The following is an 18972-nucleotide window of genomic DNA, read 5'->3' on the forward strand; positions in this document are numbered from 1 at the left end:
GCGCTGGGGTAAAGCGCAGGCAGTCGGGTTGCGGGGCATTGAGCAGCAAGCCTTCGTACAGTGCGGCCTTGACCACCGCGTCAGCGGAATCGTCCGACAGCGTCAGCCCCCAAAGCAGCCCTTGTCCGCGCAACTCGCCGTGATCGTAACGATTGGCCAACCGCTCCAAGCCTTCACGCAGGTGTTGACCGGCTTCTGCGACGTGCTTGAGGAAAGCCTTGTCTTGCACGGTATCGAGCACCGAGAGTCCCGCCGCGGCCATCAACGCATTACCGTGATGAGTGCCTGTCACCTCGCCAATGTCGAAACAGCAAGCCTTGCCCCGCGCCAGCAGCGCGGCCAATGGCACGCCGCCGCCCAACCCTTTGCCGAGCACGACGATATCCGCCGTTACACCGAAGATCTGTTCCGCGAGCAAGGTGCCACAACGGCCGATGCCGGTTTGCACTTCGTCGAAGATCAGCAAAATGCCGAGTTCACGGCACAAGCGTTCGACGCCCTTGAGGTAGTGCGCGGTGGCCGGGATCACGCCGGCTTCGTTCTGGATCGGCTCGAGCATGATCGCTACGGTCCGTTCATCCACGGCCGCATGCAACGCTGGCAGGTCATTGAAAGGAACACGACTGAAGCCTGGCAATTGCGGCTCGAATCGGTTGGTCAGTGTCGAACTGTCCGACGCAGAAATCGTCCCCATGCTGCGGCCATGGCAACCGTTGTTGGCCACAATGATTCGCGACGCACCGCCGCGATGCTGTTGCCCCCATTTGCGCGCCAGTTTGATCGCCGCCTCACAGGCTTCGCTGCCGGTATTGAGCAGGTAGGCCTGATCACTGCCGGTGCTGGCACACAAACGTTCGGCGAGGCTGAGCATGCCGCGGTTGTGCAGGCCGAAACCCGGATTGATCAGCGACTGAGCCTGTGCAGTGATTGCGTTGACCAGAACCGAAGGACTATGACCAAGGCTGTTGGCCCCGCCGCCCTGGGAAAAATCCAGGTACGCACGGTCATCGCTGTCCCACAACCATGAACCCTGGCCACGCACAAACACCTGTTTCGGCCGCTCGACACTGGGCATCAAGTACTCGCTGGAAAGGTTATCGCCTTGGGATGGCAGGGAGGCGTCCATGACCAGATCATCAAGACTGGGAGGACTGCGGCGCAGACTGAACAGATTCATCTGAAAAAACCTCTGATGAGGTTTTTTGCCTTACCTATGTAAATACCATCGAAGCAAAGGGTATTCATCGCGCTCTGTGGCCCTGTAAGCCCTGTAAATGCGGTTAGACTAGGCTCAGGCGAGGTGTTCAGCCATTTCGATTTCCCAGCATTTTCGATAAGTATTACTTATGGATTTCAAACAACTGCGTTATTTCGTCGCGGTCTATGAAGAAGGCCACGTGGGCCGGGCCGCCGAGCGCCTGTCCATCTCCCAGCCGGCGCTGTCCCAGCAAATCCGCCACCTCGAGCAAAACCTCGATGTGGGCCTGTTCGAGCGCAGCAGCAAGCGCCTGTTGCCGACCCTCGCGGCCCACACGCTGTACAACCACGCCCTGCCTTTGCTCGATGGCCTGCAACGGGCACGGGAAGCGCTCGGCAACTTCAAAGGTCAGGCGCTACGCACCCTGGCCATCGGTGTATTGCAGACGGTGCATACCAGCCTCGTTCCGCAGATGCTCGAACGGGTGCGCAAGGCGCAGCCGCATCTGGTGGTGCAGATCTATGAACTGACCGGGCTGGAAATCGAGCGGCGACTGCTCAACGGTTCTCTGGATATCGGCATCGGCTACCTGCCGCCCCGCCAGCCTGGCTTGCATGGCGTGATGCTGTACGAAGATGAACTGACACTGGTCATCCCGGCAGAGCATCCGCTGCGTGAATTCAAGAAAGTGTCCATGAGTCAGGCCGCCGAACTGCCGATGTTGCTGCTGGGCGAGGAATTTCAGATCAGGCAGATCTGGCAGGCACAGCTGACAAGCCTGGGACGTCGCCCACAGGTGCAAGCCGAACTGAACAACATGGCCGGCATCCTCGACAGCCTGCCGCACACGCGCCTGGCGACGGTGCTGCCCGGACGCTCGCAAAAGATTCATGGCAACCACGAACTGCTGTGGAAACCCCTGAGCGAACCACGAGTGCCGCTGAAAGTCGGTTTGGTGTGTCGGGATGTGCAACGGCAGCAGGCCTCGCTGGCTTTGCTGCGGACATTGCTGGAAGAGGTGATAAACGGCCCGGATGGGCGCTTGAACAGCGCGCAGGCTCTGGATGGGCGGGGCTAGAAACTTTTCTTTGGGCAAAAGAAAACCCCGCCGAAGCGGGGCTTTGCAGACTGTTTCCCTGACATCCATTTCACTCCGCCGTCCTGGCAGAATCCTACGTGTCCCTGTTGTTGCTTTGCGCTTCCTGCGCTACGTCCATGAGAAGTAGATTAGCTGTGGATCCAATTTGTATCTATGGGAGAACAGCAGCACGTTATGTAAGAGAATGCTTACATAACGTTACTTCATCAGAATTGTCCTGCATCCAGCAGGAACAACGATTCGCTACCGGCCTTCACCGACGCGCTCAAGGAGTGAATGCGCGGCAGCAGGCGGGCAAAATAGAACCGCGCCGTGCCCAGTTTGCTGGCATAGAAATCGTCTTGCGCTTCCTTGCCGAAAGCCGCCTTGGCCATCAGAGCCCACATGTAGGCGTACGCCACGTAACCGAAAACCTGCAGATACTCGACCGACGCCGCGCCGATTTCGTTCGGATTGCTCTTCGCACGGTCAAGCAACCACGCGGTCAGTTCATCGAGGGTGGTCACTGCGTCGTTCAGTGGCTTGGTGAACTCGGCGAGGTCCGTGCTGGCGGTCGCCGTGAAGTGACGAATCTCGTCGGCGAACAGGTTGTAGAACGCCCCGCCGCTACCCACGATCTTGCGCCCGACCAGGTCCAGTGCCTGAATGCCGTTGGTGCCTTCATAGATCTGGGTGATGCGCACGTCGCGCACCAGTTGCTCCTGGCCCCACTCACGGATGTAACCGTGGCCGCCAAAGACTTGCTGGCCGTGTACGGTGGTTTCCAGGCCGAGGTCAGTCAGGAACGCCTTGGCCACCGGGGTGAGCAACGCAACCAGGTCTTCCGCACGCTTGCGGGTGGCGGCATCTTCGCTGAACTTGGCGGTGTCCAGTTGCATCGCCACGTAGGTGGAGAACGCACGACCACCTTCGTTCGAGGCCTTCATGGTCAGCAGCATGCGACGCACGTCCGGGTGGACGATGATCGGGTCAGCCACTTTGTCCTTGTTCTGCGCGCCAGTTGGCGCACGGCTTTGCAGACGGTCACGGGCGTATTCCACGGCGTTCTGGTACGAACGCTCGCCAGTGGCCAGGCCCTGGATACCGACGCCCAGTCGCTCGTAGTTCATCATGGTGAACATCGCCGCCAGGCCTTTGTTTGGCTCGCCGACCAGGTAACCCACGGCTTCATCGAAGTTCATCACGCAGGTCGCGGACGCCTGGATGCCCATCTTGTGCTCGATCGAACCGCAGTTGGCCGGGTTGCGCGCGCCCAGGCTGCCATCGGCATTGACCATGAACTTGGGTACCAGGAACAGCGAAATGCCTTTCGGCCCCGCCGGTGCATCCGGCAGCTTGGCCAGCACCAGATGGATGATGTTTTCGGTCAGGTCGTGTTCGCCACCGGTGATGAAGATCTTGGTGCCGCTGACCTTGTAGGAACCGTCGGCCTGAGGCTCGGCCTTGGTACGGATGATCCCAAGGTCAGTACCAGCGTGTGGCTCGGTCAGGCACATGGAACCGGCCCAGATGCCGGCGTACATGTTCGGCAGGTACGCGGCTTTCAGCGCTTCGCTGGCGTGGGCGTTGATCGACAGGCAAGCGCCGGCGGTCAGCATCGGATACAGACCGAATGACAGGCTGGCGGAGTTGACCATTTCTTCGACTTGGGCCGAAACGGCTTTGGGCATGCCCATGCCGCCGTAGGACGGATCGCCACCGACACCGACCCAGCCGCCTTCAGCATAGGTCTGATAGGCCTGTGGGAAACCTGCCGGCGTGGTGACGGCACCGTCCGCCCAATGGCAACCTTCTTCGTCAGCGGCACGGCTCAGCGGTGCGATGCTTTTACTGGTGACTTTGCCGGCTTCTTCCAGGATGGCTTCGAGCGTTTCTGCATCGATGGTTTCAGCCAGTGCAGGCAGTTCGGCCCAGAGTTTGGCGACCTCGAAAACTTCATTGAGGACGAAGCGCATATCGCGCAGGGGCGCTTTGTAGTCAGCCATGGCAAACCTCGCAAGATCTATACAGGTAATTCACAGGAAGAGTGTTTTCGTTGGGTCGGAGTGTACCTCAACAACTTTTGCGACACATAGGGTCAGTCTGTGACGTTTTTGTTATTTTTAGTCACGCCAAAAAGATCGCAGCCTCCGGCAGCTCCTACGCCAATTAAGGTAGGAGCTGCCGAAGGCTGCGATCTTTTAAGGATTGAAAATTAATTAAAGCGCGAACAACTCCGCTGGCAGTTGCATAAGGCAATCGCTACCCGCCTCTATAGCCGCCCGATGAGCGGCAGTGCGTGGCAACAGACGCTTGAAGTAAAACTCGCTGGTCGCCAGTTTGCCCCGGCAGAAATCGCCATCGTCGCTTCCAGCATCGAGTTGCGCCTGAGCCACCAGCGCCATGCGCAACCACAGGTAGCCGAGGATGATGTAACCGCTGTACATCAGGTAATCCACCGACGCGGCACCGACTTCGTCAGGGTTCTTCATCGCCGCCATGCCGACCCTGGTGGTCAATTCACCCCACTGCTGGTTCAGTTGATTGAGCTGCGCCACGTACCCGGCCAGTTGTGGGTGCTCGGCGTTCGCCGCGCAGAACTTGTGGACGATTTTGGTGAAACCGCGCAGCAGCTTGCCCTGGCTGCCGAGTACCTTACGCCCGAGCAAGTCCAGCGCCTGAATGCCGTTGGTGCCCTCATAGATCGGCGCGATCCGGCAGTCGCGTACCAGTTGCTCCATACCCCATTCGCGAATGAACCCGTGGCCGCCAAACACCTGCATGCCGTGGTTGGTCACCTCCAGCCCGGTGTCGGTCATGAAGGCTTTGCAGATCGGTGTGAGGAACGCCAGCAGGTCTTCGGCATCCTGACGCGCCGTTTCGTCCGCGCTCAGGTGTGCAACGTCGAGCAACTGCGCGGTGAAGTAGGTCAGCGCGCGGTTGCCCTCGTTGAAGGCTTTCATGGTCAGCAACATCCGCCGCACATCAGGGTGCACGATGATCGGGTCGGCGGCTTTTTCCGGGGCTTTCGGGCCGGTCAGCGCGCGCATCTGCAAACGGTCGTTGGCGTATTTGATCGCGCCCTGGAAGCTCGCCTCCCCCAGACACAGCCCTTGCATGCCAGTGCCCAGCCGCGCGTGGTTCATCATGGTGAACATGCAGTTGAGGYCCTTGTTCGGCTCACCGATCAGGAAGCCCTTGGCCTCGTCGAAATTCAGCACGCAGGTAGCCGAGGCCTTGATGCCCATCTTGTGTTCGATCGAGCCGCAGGACACACCGTTGCGCTCGCCCGCTTCGCCCGACGCATCAGGCAGGAACTTGGGCACGATGAACAGCGAAATGCCTTTGGTCCCGGCCGGCGCGTCCGGCAACTTGGCCAGCACCAGGTGAATGATGTTGGCGCTCATGTCGTGCTCGCCGGCGGAGATGAATATCTTGCTGCCGGAGATCGCATAGCTGCCATCAGCCGCAGGCACGGCGCGAGTCTTGATGATGCCCAGGTCGGTGCCGCAATGGGCTTCGGTCAGGCACATGGTGCCGGTCCATTGGCCAGCGGTAAGCTTCTTCAAATAGGTCTGCTTCTGCGCCTCGGTGCCATGGGCGTGGATCGCCGACATGGCTCCGTGGGTCAGGCCGGGGTACATGCCCCATGAGGTGTTGCTGGAACCCACCATCTCGCTGATCRCCAGGCCCAGAGAGATCGGCAACCCTTGACCGCCGTAAAGCGGATCCGCCGCCAGGCCATGCCAGCCGCCCTCGACATATTGGGCGAATGCCTGCTTGAAGCCCGCCGGCGTGGTGACCACGCCGTTGTCGAAATGGCAGCCTTCTTCATCGCCGCTGCGATTGAGCGGCGACAGCACGTTTTCGCAGAACTTCGCCCCTTCTTCGAGGATCGCATTGACCATGTCCGGGCTGGCATCGGTGGCTCCCAGCGTGGCGTAGTTACTGTGAAAGTCGAAGACGTGGTCGATCAGAAAGCGCATGTCGCGCAAGGGAGCTTTGTACTCGGGCATGGTCATTCTCCGTCGGCAGATTTCTCCAACCTACTGCTGCCGACCACGCCTCACAATCACTTTGCGCTCGCTGAATGCGCCATCATCACTCAACCGTAGCGGCGTCCATGCGCACGGCGCCACGGCGGTTCTGCCCGAACGCCATCACGCAGTTGCGCCCCGCGCCCTTGGCGTTGTAGAGCGCCTGGTCAGCGGACTTGAGCACCTCTTCCGGGGCGCGTTGATCGATCCGCTCGGCAACGCCGATACTGACCGTCACCGACACACTCGATGCCCCGGAACCGGCACGCCGCTGGCGCCCCTGATGATCGTCCTGCGGGCGATTTTCCTGATTGCGCAGTTGAATGTTGTAAGTGGCGATGGACTCGCGGAGGACTTCCAGGTGCGGCAGGCACTCTTCGAGGGTCTTGCCTGCAAACACCAGGGCAAATTCCTCGCCGCCATAGCGATACGCCTTACCGCCACCGCCGATTTTCGACAGCTTGCTGGCCACCAGCCGTAGCACTTGGTCACCGACGTCGTGGCCGTGGGTGTCGTTGAATTTCTTGAAGTGGTCGACGTCGCTCATGGCCAACACGTAGTTGCGCCCCAACCGGTGCATGCGTTCATTCAGCGCACGACGGCCCGGCAGTCCGGTCAGTTCGTCGCGGAAGGCCATTTGATAGGCTTCGTGGGCAACGGCAGCGGCGATCATCAGCATCACCTGGCTGCACATGATGTTCAGCGTGAACGGCAGGATGAAGGTTTTCGGCAACATCCAGAACAACCCGAGTAGCCCCACCAATTGCGCGGCATGCAGCGGTCGCGGGTTGCGCCAGTATTGCCAGGCCAGCAGCAGGAACGCAGCAATGAACACCGGATAGGACAACTGGATCAGGCTCATCCAGGCGCCATGCAAGGCAGGCCAGCGAATCTCCGACAGCCAGATCAGCAGCGCGTGCGGATAGCTTTGCTCAAGCCCCAGCGTCACGCTGCCCACCGCCAGCAATACTGCGAAACGCGCCACCATGTCCTGGAACAGATGGGTACGCTCCTGCCACGCCGCGAAGATGCCAAACAGCAGCGGCAGCAGCAGGCAACACAAATGAAAGACCACGGCGGCATCGTCACGCACCTTGCCGTTGTCGCGGTAATAGTCAGTCTGGGTGTCGAGCAGGAAGTAGGCGATGTACACCGTGACCATCAGAAACAGTTCACGCTGGCGTCGGTACACCGCGCAATAGGCACCACCGAGCAACAGCACCAGGGTGGGCAGCACGTTGAACAACGAGGTGAAGAAGACGTTCAGATCCTTGATGTATGCAGCCGCAAGCCCCGCCAGCAACAGCAGTAATGACGGCAGGAAATGGCTGAAACGCATAGCGGAAGAACGCAGCAAGGGTAAAGCTCCGACCCGTCAGATCAATAGATGGCAATGTGCCCACCCCCTTTAACGGCAGAAAACCCGATTTGCTGAGTGAAATACTGAGGTATTTGTAAAAGGTCGTCACTGGCGTCCATCGGCCGCCAGTGACGCAAGGGGCAATACGGTTACAGGTCGTTGTTGAACGGTTGCAGCGGCCCTTCCAGCGCTGTGCGACCTTCAGCACCGATCGGTCTGAGCTCGATTTCGGCATCCTTCGCTTGCCGGGTAGTAATCTTCGGACTCGCCGGTTTTTGCCCGACGGAATTTTCATCACCCTTTTCACCCTGTGCCAGCACCAGCGACGGATGGTCAAACGGCGCCCGTTCCCACGCGACCCGTGGATCGGTCAGCCCGACTTCCATGAACTTGACCAGTGCATCCACTTCATCCGGGGCCAGGCTCAGACGGGTGATGTCCGGATCAAGATTGGAGCCGTTGTGCTGATTGACCGCCGGATGCTCAAAGCCGCTGGTGTTGCTGGCATCTTCGCCACGCCGGTCGCCGCCGCGGTTGTAGAACTCCATCACCTGTTGCAGCGTTGCGCGACTGCCGTTGTGGAAATACGGCCCGGTCAACGCGATATTGCGCAAGGTCGGTGTCTYGAAGGCGCCATCGACCGCATCGCGGAAACCGACATTGGGCTTGAGCGTCGCGTCACAAGGGATGGCGGGGCTCAAAGGCGCTTCGAAGGTGCACACATCGACTTCCAGTGGGTCAGGGATCTGGCCGCCCTGGAGTACGGTGTTGTACTCACGGGTGAAAGACAACGGATTGCCCCACGCATCCGAGCCACCGAGCGCCAGGTCCTCCGACGTTGGACGCACCCCGGTGTTGTAGAAGCCGTTGTCATACAGCGTGATCAGGTTGTCGGCCATGACCATGCGTTCGATCCGTTCCTGAGGATGGAACAGCAAACGGCTGCCGGCGTTGGTCAATTCCGCGCCGCCGTGGCAACTGATGCACTTACCCTTGCCCAGGAAAAGTTCCATGCCTTGGACCTGCTGGTTATTCATGGCTGTGTGATCGCCCTGTAAATAGGCATCCAGCGGCGCCTGGTCCGAGATCAGCGTGGATTCATACATCTGGATCGCCAGCCCGAAGAACAGCGGGAAGTTCGCCTCCATCTGGGTGTATGGCGCACCGCCCAGCGAGACCTGCTGCGTGGCATTCCACAGGCGCGGCTGGAACGCGTTCTTGATCAGTTCACGGTAGGTCGGCCGATGACCACCGGATATCGGCCCGAGTACCGAATCGGTGGACGAGATCCGTTGCTGCTTGAGCATCAAGGTGTCGAGCATGCGCCGGCCGATGTCGGCGAAGGTACGCCCGCCGCAGGACATTTCCACCGGGCTGCCGGGCGGCCCTACCGCTTGCGAGGCGGCGGAAGCATCCTTGAGCGCCAGCCTGACTTTGGTCGCCACGCCACTGCGATCGCTGGTCACGAAAATCCCGGCGTCAGGGTCGCGATTGCCGAACGGTGAGAAACCGTTGAATACGTTGTTGGCCCGGCCATCCCAGAAGTTGCGCACGTTGAACGCAGCGTTGATCACCGTCGGTGCGTTACGCCCGGTGCTACGGCGAACATTGATACCGCCCACCTGGAAGATACCGTCCGGTTGCTGAATGCACTTGTCGAACCGCGACTGATTGGGCTTGACGAAGTTGGCGTCGAACACGCCTTGGGAGCCGATCACATCATCGCTTGAATAGACAATCGCCGAGTTGCGATCCAGCGGATCGGCCAGCACGTGGGTCGGGAAGTCGCTTTTCTTCAGCAGGTAGTTCGGGCCGCCCTTGCCACCGGACCTGGTGGTGTAGCTCGGCACGTCGCCCGGAATATCCGACGCGGTAAACGGCTTGTTGAAGATCGACGAGACGTTCGCGTTGGTATTCGCCTGGCCCGGGTTGATCTGGTTGGTGGTGCGATGATCGACACCCGCGTGGAAGTGGCAGGATGCGCAAGCGGTGGAGCCGTCACTGCCGATCTCCATGTCCCAGAACAGTGCCTTGCCCAGGAGCACTGCCGCCGAGCGATTGAGCACGTAGTCGGTCATCAGGTCGACCTTGCGCCCGCCTTCGGTTCCTGAAGGGTCGGGTGGAGTCATGCCGCGCAGCGACTGCAGGCTGGGCACGTCCGGAACGACCGGCACTTCCGGTACGGCCGGAACGACCTCGACCGGGTCGGCGGCCCAAACGTTCATGACGRGCAGGCCAATGGCGAAGAGTGTCATCACCATTGCACGGGGCAAGCCGGTGGTTCGAAAGAGGCTCAAATACTTAAACATGACGACGTTCCCGATTCAGTACGGAGTAGTCAGGCTCCGCGGTTGCCCTGTTGCGAGATGAGCTCATCGCCATGAATCTTGCTGCTCGCTCGAGTAACCACACCAACTTGAAGTTGCATGGACAAAGCGAGACTTAACTGGCAAAGCACTCTCGTGGCTCAGGCCTTTTGAAAAAATGACATTTCGCGCTACTGGATAGCGCTTGATGCAACTCTAGCCGCAACAAAAAAATTAAACATGAAACTTTCTATATTTTTATTTAATCCAAATCAAGAAAACCTACCAATAACAACAGCAACTGCGCACTATTCCTCAGTTCTGGTTAAACTTCACCCCATTATTGGGTGCCATTCCCCAATCAGCCCGCACCAAGCGATCAGCGACGACCTCTAAAAGCCAGAATTTAAAGGGCATCAGGCAACCAGACTGCGTTTTTTTTGAAGCTGGCAGAGTATTTGCTGGTCCAAACACCGCGGTGTAAGCAGCACTTTAAAAAAACACCTGTAGACCCGCATCGCCAGCCAATAAAAACATCCATCAGACATATAAAATCCATTCGTGCGCAAGTTGCACTGCGTTAGCTATTGTTTTTTCATTTATACCTCCCATACACGACTATTTTCTCTCCACCCTCTTCCCCCCTTTGCACACCTGCGACTTTAGTAGTATTTAACAGACAATACTTCTCAACTACCACTAAAGGAGACACACTTACTAGAGCCTTTAATAACACTCAAACTTGGGCATATATCCCCACCCACTTCGGTGTTAACCACATAACATATAACTATATGTATATCACCAACATCAGCGCAGCCCGCATTTTTGCTGGCTAACAAGGCAACTGAACCAATCAGGCACGACTACTGCTATGTACCCCTCAGGCTCAAGGAAATGTCTCTCGCGTTTGCGTTCGTAACCGGCCAACGCAACGCRGGTGAAAGCATCCGAACGGCAAGTGACGACCGTACACAGGCACTTATCCCTCCGGATCGAGCCCCAATTCGACACTCACGGCTTTGCGTTTTTCTTGCGCAGGATTCAGCGCATCAGCAGATCCGCGATCTCGATCGGCCGGCAATTGGTCCTGCAAGATTCTGGAGTGAGCCATGAGCTTATCTTTGTTCGAAAAAACGCTCGCCATACCGCTGCTGCCTCACAAGCGATTCAACGGCATCTTCAGTCGCCATGCTCTGCTCGCCAGTGCCGTCGCTGTCGCACTGGCCATTGGTGGTGGTGGAGATGCATTTGCCAAAAACGGAGCTGGCGGTGGCGGCGGTGGCGGCGGCGGTGGCGGGACTGCCAAGCCCCCGGGTTTGCCCTCGCCGTTCACGACACCCACACTGCCCGATCCGATTTTTACAAACCCGACTGCGATTCATGGGTTTGACGTTACCGGTTTTATCCAAAACATGACCCTGGACACCACCAATGCGAATTGCCCCAATACCAGCGACCCGGGCCGCTTTGGGGGGACCGTCCAGTTGAACGGCGTCACGATTGTTGTCCCTTGCAACACCGTTATGCAGATGCCGGCCAATACCCTGACCTGGGCCGACTTCGTCAGGGGTGGAACCCTGGCGCTCGGAAAATCACCGGCAGCCTACCCCTCGTTCGAGATCCATGTGGTGGGTAATACTGTCTCCAACAAGCAAATTGCCGGGCTGATCTTTGTCTCCCAGCAATCAGTCAATGCGGGCAGCGGTGTCATCACCCGGATCGACTACACCAACGGCAACCTCGAAGTTGACAGCGGGAACCCGACGCAACCCACGATCATTCAGATCAACGATCCGACTGGACGTTTTGGCCGTGCCCAAAGCCCCGACCCACGCTTCTCCGTCGATGATGCCAACCCGACCATCCATGCTGCCACCGGCTACCCGATGTGCGTGCCGCGCACGATTTCCGGGGACGATGCGCTCTGCCCACAGAAAAACCGACCACAAGTGGTCACCCCGACCACGACCAACAACTGCCGCAACTTCAGCCAGGCCGGCGTCACGCCTCCGGCCAGTGGAGAGCTCTCGGGTCCAGCGGTGGGGCAGGTCTATTGCAGCCAGTACGTCATGAAGAGATTCAGCGATGCTACACGCACGGCGACAGACCCCGACCCGACACAACAGGCCCCCTTCGAAGTCGGCGACTTCATCAGCTGGTCCGGTACTCTGTTCAAGTCAGCAACAACGGGCCTCCCGGACTTCATCTCTGCACACACGATCGAGGCGAATGTCGGGATCTACACTCAGCCTGGTTCGCAGCCCAGCTACCTGGCTATCGGGGAATTTGGCATTGGTACGGCCGACCCGGCCGCAACGGCCATCAGCGGAGTAGCCCAGGAGACGCAGGACCGGATTTTCCTTGAAGCCTCGACCACCGACATCAAGACCCCGGTCGACATCTATCTGATAGATGTCAATCCATCGACGGGTGTGCAAACCAATCGCTGGATTACACCCTATGAGATGACGGGTGAATGCAACTCTGGGCTGGGCCTTGCGGCCAGTTGCCTGGGAGCCTCGGGCGGTATTACCACACAGAACACGGGCCCTCAGCCACAACGCGCCAGATTACGCGCGACCAAAGCGCCCACCGGGCTACTTAGCCAGCCGACACGTACCTTGCGCGTCGTTGCGCGGTCACTTTGCGTTCCACAGCTAAGCTTGTCCCAGCCAGGCGTGGACAGTTGCATCCAGAACGCGGGCAGGCTGACCGTCGCCAATGGACTGATTGCCGGACAGTATGTGGCGCCGGTGTTCGAGTTCATCTTTCCGGAAGGCGTCAAGCCTGGCGATCCCGTCGTCCCGAACGACTTCTGGCACCTGCCGTTCATACGTAACGGAGAAGGCGTGGGCACCCCGACTGGCGTCGGCCCTCTGGACCCTACGCCATGGTGAGCAAGGCCTGACCACAGCGCAAAAAAAACCGCCGCTCCCGGAGGAAGCGGCGGTTTTTTTTGAAGGACTGCGTTAAGGCTTATTAGTAGCCCAGGTCGAAGTTCTCTTCTTTCATGTCCATCAGGTTGTTGGCGCCCGACAGCATGGTTGCGACGTGAGTGCGGGTACGCGGCAGGATGCGCTGGAAGTAGAAGCGCGCTGTCTGCAGCTTGGCGGTGTAGAACGCCTCTTCGGAAGTGCCGGCAGCCAGTTTCTCGGCAGCCAGGCGCGCCATGTCAGCCCAGAAGTAGGCCAGGCAGGCGTAACCGGAGTACATCAGGTAGTCCACGGAGGCCGCGCCGACTTCTTCGCGATCTTTCATGGCGGCCATGCCGACCTTCATGGTCAGTTCGCCCCATTCCTTGTTCAGTGCAGCCAGCGGAGCGACGAACTCTTGAACCGCTTCGTTGCCTTCGTTGGTCTGGCAGAACTTGTGGACGATCTTGGTGAAGCCCTTCAGAGCCTCGCCTTGGGTCATCAGCACTTTTCGGCCCAGCAGGTCGAGAGCCTGGATACCAGTGGTGCCTTCGTACAGCATCGAGATGCGGCTGTCGCGGACGTTCTGCTCCATGCCCCACTCGGCGATGAAGCCGTGGCCGCCGTAGATCTGCACGCCGTGGTTGGCCGATTCGAAACCGACTTCGGTCATGAAGGCTTTGGCGATTGGCGTCATGAAAGCCAGCAGTGCGTCGGCTTTCTTCTTCTCTTCCTCGTCCACACCGTACTTGACGATGTCGACTTGCTTGGCGGTGAAGTAAACCATCGCACGGTTGCCTTCGGCGAATGCCTTCATGGTCAACAGCATGCGGCGCACGTCAGGGTGGACGATGATCGGGTCAGCGGCTTTGTCCGGTGCTTTCGGGCCAGTCAGCGAGCGCATTTGCAGACGGTCGCGAGCGTATTTCAGGCCGCCCTGGAAACCCACTTCAGCGTGGGCCAGACCTTGCAGTGCGGTACCCAGACGTGCGGTGTTCATGAAGGTGAACATGCAGTTCAGGCCTTTGTTCGCCGGGCCGATCAGAAAACCGGTGGCACCGTCGAAGTTCATCACGCAGGTGGCGTTGCCGTGAATGCCCATCTTGTGTTCCAGGGAACCGCAAGACACAGCATTACGCGCGCCAACCGAGCCATCAGCGTTCGGCATGAACTTCGGCACGATAAACAGGGAGATGCCTTTGGTCCCGGCCGGTGCATCCGGCAGGCGGGCCAGTACGATGTGGACGATGTTATCGGCCATGTCGTGTTCACCGGCTGAGATGAAGATCTTGGTGCCGGAGACTTTGTAGGAACCGTCGGCCTGAGGCTCGGCCTTGGTGCGCAGCATGCCAAGGTCGGTGCCGCAGTGCGGCTCGGTCAGGCACATGGTGCCGGTCCACTCGCCGGAAACCAGCTTGGTCAGGTAAGCCTCTTGCTGCTCAGGGGTACCGTGCTCGGAGATGGTGTTCATCGCACCGTGCGACAGGCCTGGGTACATGCCCCACGACCAGTTGGACTCGCCAACCATTTCGCTGATCGCCAGACCCAGGGACTCCGGCAGGCCTTGGCCGCCGTGCTCTACGTCATGAGCCAGGCTCGGCCAGCCACCTTCGACGAATTGCTTGTAGGCTTCCTTGAAGCCAGTCGGGGTCTTGACGCCGGACTCGCTCCAGGTGCAACCCTCGATGTCGCCCACACGGTTCAGCGGAGCCAGTACCTGCTCACAAAACTTGGCGCCTTCCTCGAGAATGGCGTCAACCATGTCCGGAGTTGCGTCGGCACAAGCCGGAAGGCTCTGATAGTGCGCTTCGTAGCCGAGCAGCTCGTCACGAACGAAGCGAATATCACGCAAGGGGGCCTTGTAGTCAGGCATAGCGATAAACCTCTGCTGATGTAACCGGGAATGAACGACCGCATTGATTTGTTGTTGCGATCAAACAGTTGTTTGAAACATACGTTTACGCCCAAATCTTGTCAAGCGTCGATCTTTTGCCGTTCGTCATCGCAGGTTTGGACACACAGGCACACGACAACGCAGCCGCGCTTTCGAAGCAGCCCGCCACACTGAAAAGATTAGTTGAGCAAGAAAGACTTACGCAGAAAAACGCCGCGAACAGGCGCGGCGCTGGAGGGTGCGGACTCTTTAAAGAATCAAGCGTAGGTATCGATCAACGTCCCGAGCACTTCGTCGGCTGCCTTGGCGACTTTCACGCCCAGCTCTGCCTGAATCTTGCCTTGGGCCATTTCGACCACGTTGCTGCTCAGGTCCGATTGCTGGCTGCGATCAACCGATCGCAGACGATCGACCTGCGCCTCGGAGGACTGGCTGGTGACCGATCGCTCGATCGTCATGTTGGCGATCTGCCCGGCGGCTTGATCGACACGGTTCTGCCCTGCCTGAAGGGTGCTCCAACCTGCATAAAAAGCGGTGTTTCCTGAGATTTCCATGGGAAAACTCGTCCTTTCAAAGGATCAACAGCGGCCATTGAAGCAGAGTGGCCGGCAAAACACCCGACAAAAACACTAATGGCACAGTGCCTTATCATAGGCAAAAGCCGCATTGCAAAAACGTCAGTCCAACAGGTCCAGTTGCAAGTGCTCGGCCACTGCTTCGGCCGTGACGGCCTTGAGTTTAGGTACACGTCCCAGGCACGGTGCCGGGAGGCGCTCGGCAAGGGTGGCCAGGTTTTCTTCCAGCCGCGAGGTTTTCGGGTCGATGATGTTGGCCACCCATCCCGCCAGTTGCAAACCGTCCCGGGCAATCGCTTCGGCGGTCAGCAAGGCATGGCTGATACACCCCAGTCGCACGCCGACCACCAGAATCACCGGCAACTGCAACGCGATGGCGAGATCCGACAGATTGTCCTGATCCGCCAACGGCACGCGCCAGCCGCCAGCGCCTTCGATCAGGGTGAAGTCCGCCTGCATGCCCAGAATCTGCCGCATCGGCGCCAGCAACGACTGCACCGTCAGCGCCACGCCCGCCTCTCGAGCCGCCAGATGCGGTGCAATCGCAGGTTCAAAGGCCACCGGGTTGACCTGTGCATACGTCAGCGGCAGCGAACACTCCGCCAGCAAGGCCAGCGCATCGGCGTTGCGCAGGCCCTTGGGTGTCACATCGCAACCGGACGCGACCGGTTTGCCCGCCGCCGTGCTCAAACCCGCCGAACGCGCCGCATGCAGCAGCCCCGCAGCGACCGTGGTTTTACCGACATCGGTATCCGTGCCGGCGATGAAATAGGCTGCGCTCATAAGGGTTTCTCCAATACGGCGTACACCACTTGATAAGTCGCCGGCAGTCCCTGGGACTGACGAAACTGCTCATAAGCCTCAATCAGACCCAAAATCCGCGCCCGGCCGGTCAAGCCACCCGGTCGACCGGGATTGAGGTTGTGCGCGCCCAGCGCCTTGAGCTCATGGGTCAGGCTGCGCACATCCGGGTAATGCAGCACGTGCGGTTCATTTTGCAGACTGACGACATGTAACCCACTGGCTGCACACAGCTGTTGATACACACCAAACTCCCGGAAGCGATTGACGTGCACCATACCGTCGACCTGCCGCCAGCTGTCGCGCAATTCAAACAATGTCCCTGCACACAGACTAGCAAACGCGAAAATGCCACCCGGTTTCAGCACCCGAAAGGCTTCACCGAGCACCGAGGCGAAGTCCGCGCACCACTGCACCGCCAGGCTGGAGAAGATCAGGTCGCAGGTCGAATCCTGCAGTGGCAATCGCTCGGCATCGCCGGCCACGAAGTGCGTGGCACCGCCCAATGGCCGGGCGTGGTCGAGCATGCCTTCGGCAATGTCCAGCGCCACACCGTGACTGCCCGCAAATTGCTCATCCAGCGCACGACTGAAATGCCCGGTGCCACAGCCCAGATCCAGCCAACGCTGCGGTACGAAGCCCTGCGGCAGGCGCCTGAGCAATTGGCTACCGACATCACGTTGCAATTCGGCCACGCTGTCGTAGCTTGTCGCCGCACGGGAGAAAGAGGCTGCTACCTGGCGCTTGTCAGGCAAGCCGCCGGGCAGTTTGGGAAGAGATAAATCAGTCATCGCCGGACTCATGCAAAAAGGCCTGGATCGCCCCCGCTACCCCGTGGGGATCCTCCAGAAGAAACGCGTGACCGGCCTGTTCAATCAGACCGACTTCGACATCCGGCAGCAATGCCAACAACTCGCCCGCCGCTTCCACCGGCACCAACCCGTCGAGGCCGGCGAACAAATGCAGTTGCGGACCGCGGAACGATTGCAAAGCCTGTCGTGTATCCAGTTGCGCGAGCACTTGCAGACCACTGAGCAGCACCGGCGCGACGGTGTTCGGTGCGCCACCGAGCAACAACCGCGACAATCCGCGCGGGTCTTCGGCGCCTTGGGCGCAGAGCAATGAAAAGCGTTTCAATGTCGCACGAGGATCGGCTGCACATCCCGCCAGAAACGCATCGAAGGTTTCCCCGGACATGGCGCTTGACCATTGTTCATGAGCGACAAAAGAAACATTGCTGGCCAGGGTGAAAACACCACAACAGCGATCGCCACGCCGGGCCGCCAACTCGCAAGCGAGCATGCCGCCCAACGACCAACCGCCAAGCCAGGCATCTTGCGGCAAGGTCGAGTCAAGCTCATCGAGCCACTCTTCAAGATCGCTCGACTCCAGCTCCGGCAATGGCTCGATCTCGACGCGCAGATGTTCATCCAGACCTCGCAAGGCCGCCGCCAAAGGCTCCAGCGGTGAAACGCCAAGGCCCCAGCCGGGCAGCAGAATCAGACGATCACGCATGGCTTGGCTCCGGCTTCAGTTGTTGAAAACAATCGGCCAGTCCGTTTAACAATAGCTGTACCTGGGCCTCACTGTGGGCAGCCGTCAGCGTGACCCGCAGTCGGGCGCTGCCGGCGGGTACGGTCGGCGGGCGAATTGCGGTCACCATCAACCCGCGTTCGCGCAGCATTTGCGAAAGGCGCACCGCGCGCCCGGCGTCGCCGATCATGATCGGCTGGATCGGCGTGAAGCTGTCCATGAGTTCCAGGCCAATCTGTTCGGCGCCGTGGCGGAACTGGCGGATCAGCGCCTGCAAATGCTCGCGGCGCCAGTGTTCACTGCGCAGCAGTTCCAGGCTTTTCAACGTGGCGCAAGCCAGCGCAGGTGGCTGGCTGGTGGTGTAGATGTAGGGCCGGGCGAACTGGATCAGGCTTTCGATCAGCTCTTCGCTGCCAGCCACAAAGGCACCCGCCGTACCGAACGCTTTGCCGAGGGTGCCGACCAGCACCGGAACGTCATCCTGGCTCAAACCGAAATGTTCGACGATGCCGCCACCGTTGGCGCCCAGCGGTCCAAAACCATGGGCATCGTCGACCATCAACCAGGCGCCTTTGGCTTTGGCCTCTCGGGCAAGCGCTGGCAAGTCGGCGATATCGCCGTCCATGCTGAACACGCCGTCGGTGACCACCAGTGTATTGCCGGTGGCTTTTTCCAGGCGCTTGGCCAGGCTCACCGGGTCGTTGTGCAGATAACGATTGAACCGCGCGCCGGACAGCAGCCCCGCGTCGAGCAGCGACGCATGATTGAGCCGGTCTTCGAGCACCGTATCGCCCTGCCCCACCAGCGCCGTGACCGCGCCGAGGTTGGCCATGTAGCCGGTGGTGAACAGCAACGCGCGAGGGCGACCGGTCAAGTCGGCCAATGCTTCTTCCAGGGCATGGTGCGGGGCGCTATGGCCGATGACCAGATGTGACGCCCCTCCGCCCACACCCCACTTCAAAGCGCCGGCGCGCCAGGCTTCGATCACTTGCGGGTGATTGGCCAGGCCCAGGTAGTCGTTGCTACAGAACGCCAGCAACGGCTGGCCATCGACCACCACTTGCGGCCCCTGCGGGCTTTCGAGCAGCGGACGCTGGCGATAGAGGTTTTCGGCACGACGGGCAGCAAGGCGTGCGGCGAGATCGAAAGACATGCAGGCCTCGGGTCAGATCATAAAAATCGAAGTAAATACGATCCCTGTGGGAGCGGGCTTGCCCGCGATGAGGCCTTAACATTCAACATTCATGTCGACTGACCTGACGCCTTCGCGAGCAA

The 18972-nt window shown here is 59.6% G+C and carries 13 protein-coding genes; 2 read left to right on the forward strand and 11 right to left on the reverse strand.

Going from position 1 to position 18972, the window contains the following annotated elements; all coding sequences use genetic code 11:
- Positions 1 to 1177: aspartate aminotransferase family protein (locus AC1DVH_RS05950; protein ID WP_477753010.1), on the reverse strand; the 1177-nt coding region annotated here is incomplete at its 3' end.
- Positions 1178 to 1346: 169 nt separating this feature from the next.
- Here AC1DVH_RS05950 and AC1DVH_RS05955 point away from each other — a divergent pair.
- On the forward strand, positions 1347 to 2276 hold the full coding sequence (locus tag AC1DVH_RS05955) for a LysR family transcriptional regulator (protein WP_477753011.1): 930 nt from the start codon (positions 1347 to 1349) through the stop codon (positions 2274 to 2276).
- 227 nt (positions 2277 to 2503) lie between these two features.
- Here the strand turns inward: AC1DVH_RS05955 and AC1DVH_RS05960 are convergent, their stop codons facing one another.
- The 4 genes from AC1DVH_RS05960 to AC1DVH_RS05975 all read right to left on the reverse strand — a co-directional run bounded on the left by AC1DVH_RS05960 (position 2504) and on the right by AC1DVH_RS05975 (position 9982).
- Complete coding sequence (locus AC1DVH_RS05960; protein ID WP_477753012.1) at positions 2504 to 4282, reverse strand: acyl-CoA dehydrogenase C-terminal domain-containing protein; 1779 nt, start codon at positions 4280 to 4282, stop codon at positions 2504 to 2506.
- Between the two features lie 213 nt (positions 4283 to 4495).
- Positions 4496 to 6292, reverse strand: coding sequence for an acyl-CoA dehydrogenase C-terminal domain-containing protein (locus AC1DVH_RS05965; RefSeq protein WP_477753013.1), 1797 nt, complete (start codon positions 6290 to 6292; stop codon positions 4496 to 4498).
- A gap of 85 nt (positions 6293 to 6377) precedes the next feature.
- Entirely contained in the window at positions 6378 to 7652 is a 1275-nt protein-coding gene (locus tag AC1DVH_RS05970) for a GGDEF domain-containing protein (protein ID WP_477753041.1), read from the reverse strand.
- A 170-nt stretch (positions 7653 to 7822) separates the two neighbouring features.
- Positions 7823 to 9982 (reverse strand): cytochrome-c peroxidase, encoded by a 2160-nt coding sequence (locus AC1DVH_RS05975; RefSeq protein WP_477753014.1) that lies wholly within the window; start codon positions 9980 to 9982, stop codon positions 7823 to 7825.
- Between the two features lie 1109 nt (positions 9983 to 11091).
- On the opposite strand from AC1DVH_RS05975, the gene AC1DVH_RS05980 reads away from it, so the two are divergent.
- Positions 11092 to 12879, forward strand: a complete 1788-nt coding sequence (locus tag AC1DVH_RS05980; protein ID WP_477753015.1) for a hypothetical protein — start codon at positions 11092 to 11094, stop codon at positions 12877 to 12879.
- A gap of 82 nt (positions 12880 to 12961) precedes the next feature.
- Here AC1DVH_RS05980 and AC1DVH_RS05985 read toward each other — a convergent pair whose 3' ends face one another.
- The 6 genes from AC1DVH_RS05985 to bioF all read right to left on the reverse strand — a co-directional run bounded on the left by AC1DVH_RS05985 (position 12962) and on the right by bioF (position 18850).
- Positions 12962 to 14767, reverse strand: a complete 1806-nt coding sequence (locus tag AC1DVH_RS05985; protein ID WP_008051571.1) for a phenylacyl-CoA dehydrogenase — start codon at positions 14765 to 14767, stop codon at positions 12962 to 12964.
- A 278-nt stretch (positions 14768 to 15045) separates the two neighbouring features.
- Complete coding sequence (locus tag AC1DVH_RS05990; RefSeq protein ID WP_477753016.1) at positions 15046 to 15342, reverse strand: pyrroloquinoline quinone biosynthesis protein PqqE; 297 nt, start codon at positions 15340 to 15342, stop codon at positions 15046 to 15048.
- A 123-nt stretch (positions 15343 to 15465) separates the two neighbouring features.
- Positions 15466 to 16146, reverse strand: coding sequence for a dethiobiotin synthase (gene bioD / locus AC1DVH_RS05995; RefSeq protein ID WP_007982063.1), 681 nt, complete (start codon positions 16144 to 16146; stop codon positions 15466 to 15468).
- The gene (gene bioC, locus AC1DVH_RS06000; protein WP_477753017.1) at positions 16143 to 16955 is read right to left on the reverse strand and encodes a malonyl-ACP O-methyltransferase BioC; all 813 of its coding nucleotides are present in this window, start codon (positions 16953 to 16955) and stop codon (positions 16143 to 16145) included. The genes bioD and bioC overlap by 4 nt, the downstream gene beginning before the upstream one ends.
- Positions 16948 to 17679 (reverse strand): alpha/beta fold hydrolase, encoded by a 732-nt coding sequence (locus AC1DVH_RS06005; protein WP_477753018.1) that lies wholly within the window; start codon positions 17677 to 17679, stop codon positions 16948 to 16950. The genes bioC and AC1DVH_RS06005 overlap by 8 nt, the downstream gene beginning before the upstream one ends.
- Entirely contained in the window at positions 17672 to 18850 is a 1179-nt protein-coding gene (gene bioF / locus AC1DVH_RS06010; RefSeq protein WP_477753019.1) for an 8-amino-7-oxononanoate synthase, read from the reverse strand. The genes AC1DVH_RS06005 and bioF overlap by 8 nt, the downstream gene beginning before the upstream one ends.
- Between the last annotated feature and the right edge of the window lie 122 nt (positions 18851 to 18972).

Source organism: Pseudomonas sp. P4_C3 (genome assembly GCF_056402075.1).

Bases quoted from the DNA above. Each gene is read 5' to 3' on its own strand.
- AC1DVH_RS05955 (WP_477753011.1), top strand. From the start codon at position 1,347: ATGGATTTCAAACAACTGCGTTATTTCGTCGCGGTCTATGAAGAAGGC.
- AC1DVH_RS05960 (WP_477753012.1), bottom strand. From the start codon at position 4,282: ATGGCTGACTACAAAGCGCCCCTGCGCGATATGCGCTTCGTCCTCAAT.
- AC1DVH_RS05970 (WP_477753041.1), bottom strand. From the start codon at position 7,652: ATGCGTTTCAGCCATTTCCTGCCGTCATTACTGCTGTTGCTGGCGGGG.
- AC1DVH_RS05980 (WP_477753015.1), top strand. From the start codon at position 11,092: ATGAGCTTATCTTTGTTCGAAAAAACGCTCGCCATACCGCTGCTGCCT.
- AC1DVH_RS05985 (WP_008051571.1), bottom strand. From the start codon at position 14,767: ATGCCTGACTACAAGGCCCCCTTGCGTGATATTCGCTTCGTTCGTGAC.
- AC1DVH_RS05990 (WP_477753016.1), bottom strand. From the start codon at position 15,342: ATGGAAATCTCAGGAAACACCGCTTTTTATGCAGGTTGGAGCACCCTT.
- bioD (WP_007982063.1), bottom strand. From the start codon at position 16,146: ATGAGCGCAGCCTATTTCATCGCCGGCACGGATACCGATGTCGGTAAA.
- bioC (WP_477753017.1), bottom strand. From the start codon at position 16,955: ATGACTGATTTATCTCTTCCCAAACTGCCCGGCGGCTTGCCTGACAAG.
- AC1DVH_RS06005 (WP_477753018.1), bottom strand. From the start codon at position 17,679: ATGCGTGATCGTCTGATTCTGCTGCCCGGCTGGGGCCTTGGCGTTTCA.
- bioF (WP_477753019.1), bottom strand. From the start codon at position 18,850: ATGTCTTTCGATCTCGCCGCACGCCTTGCTGCCCGTCGTGCCGAAAAC.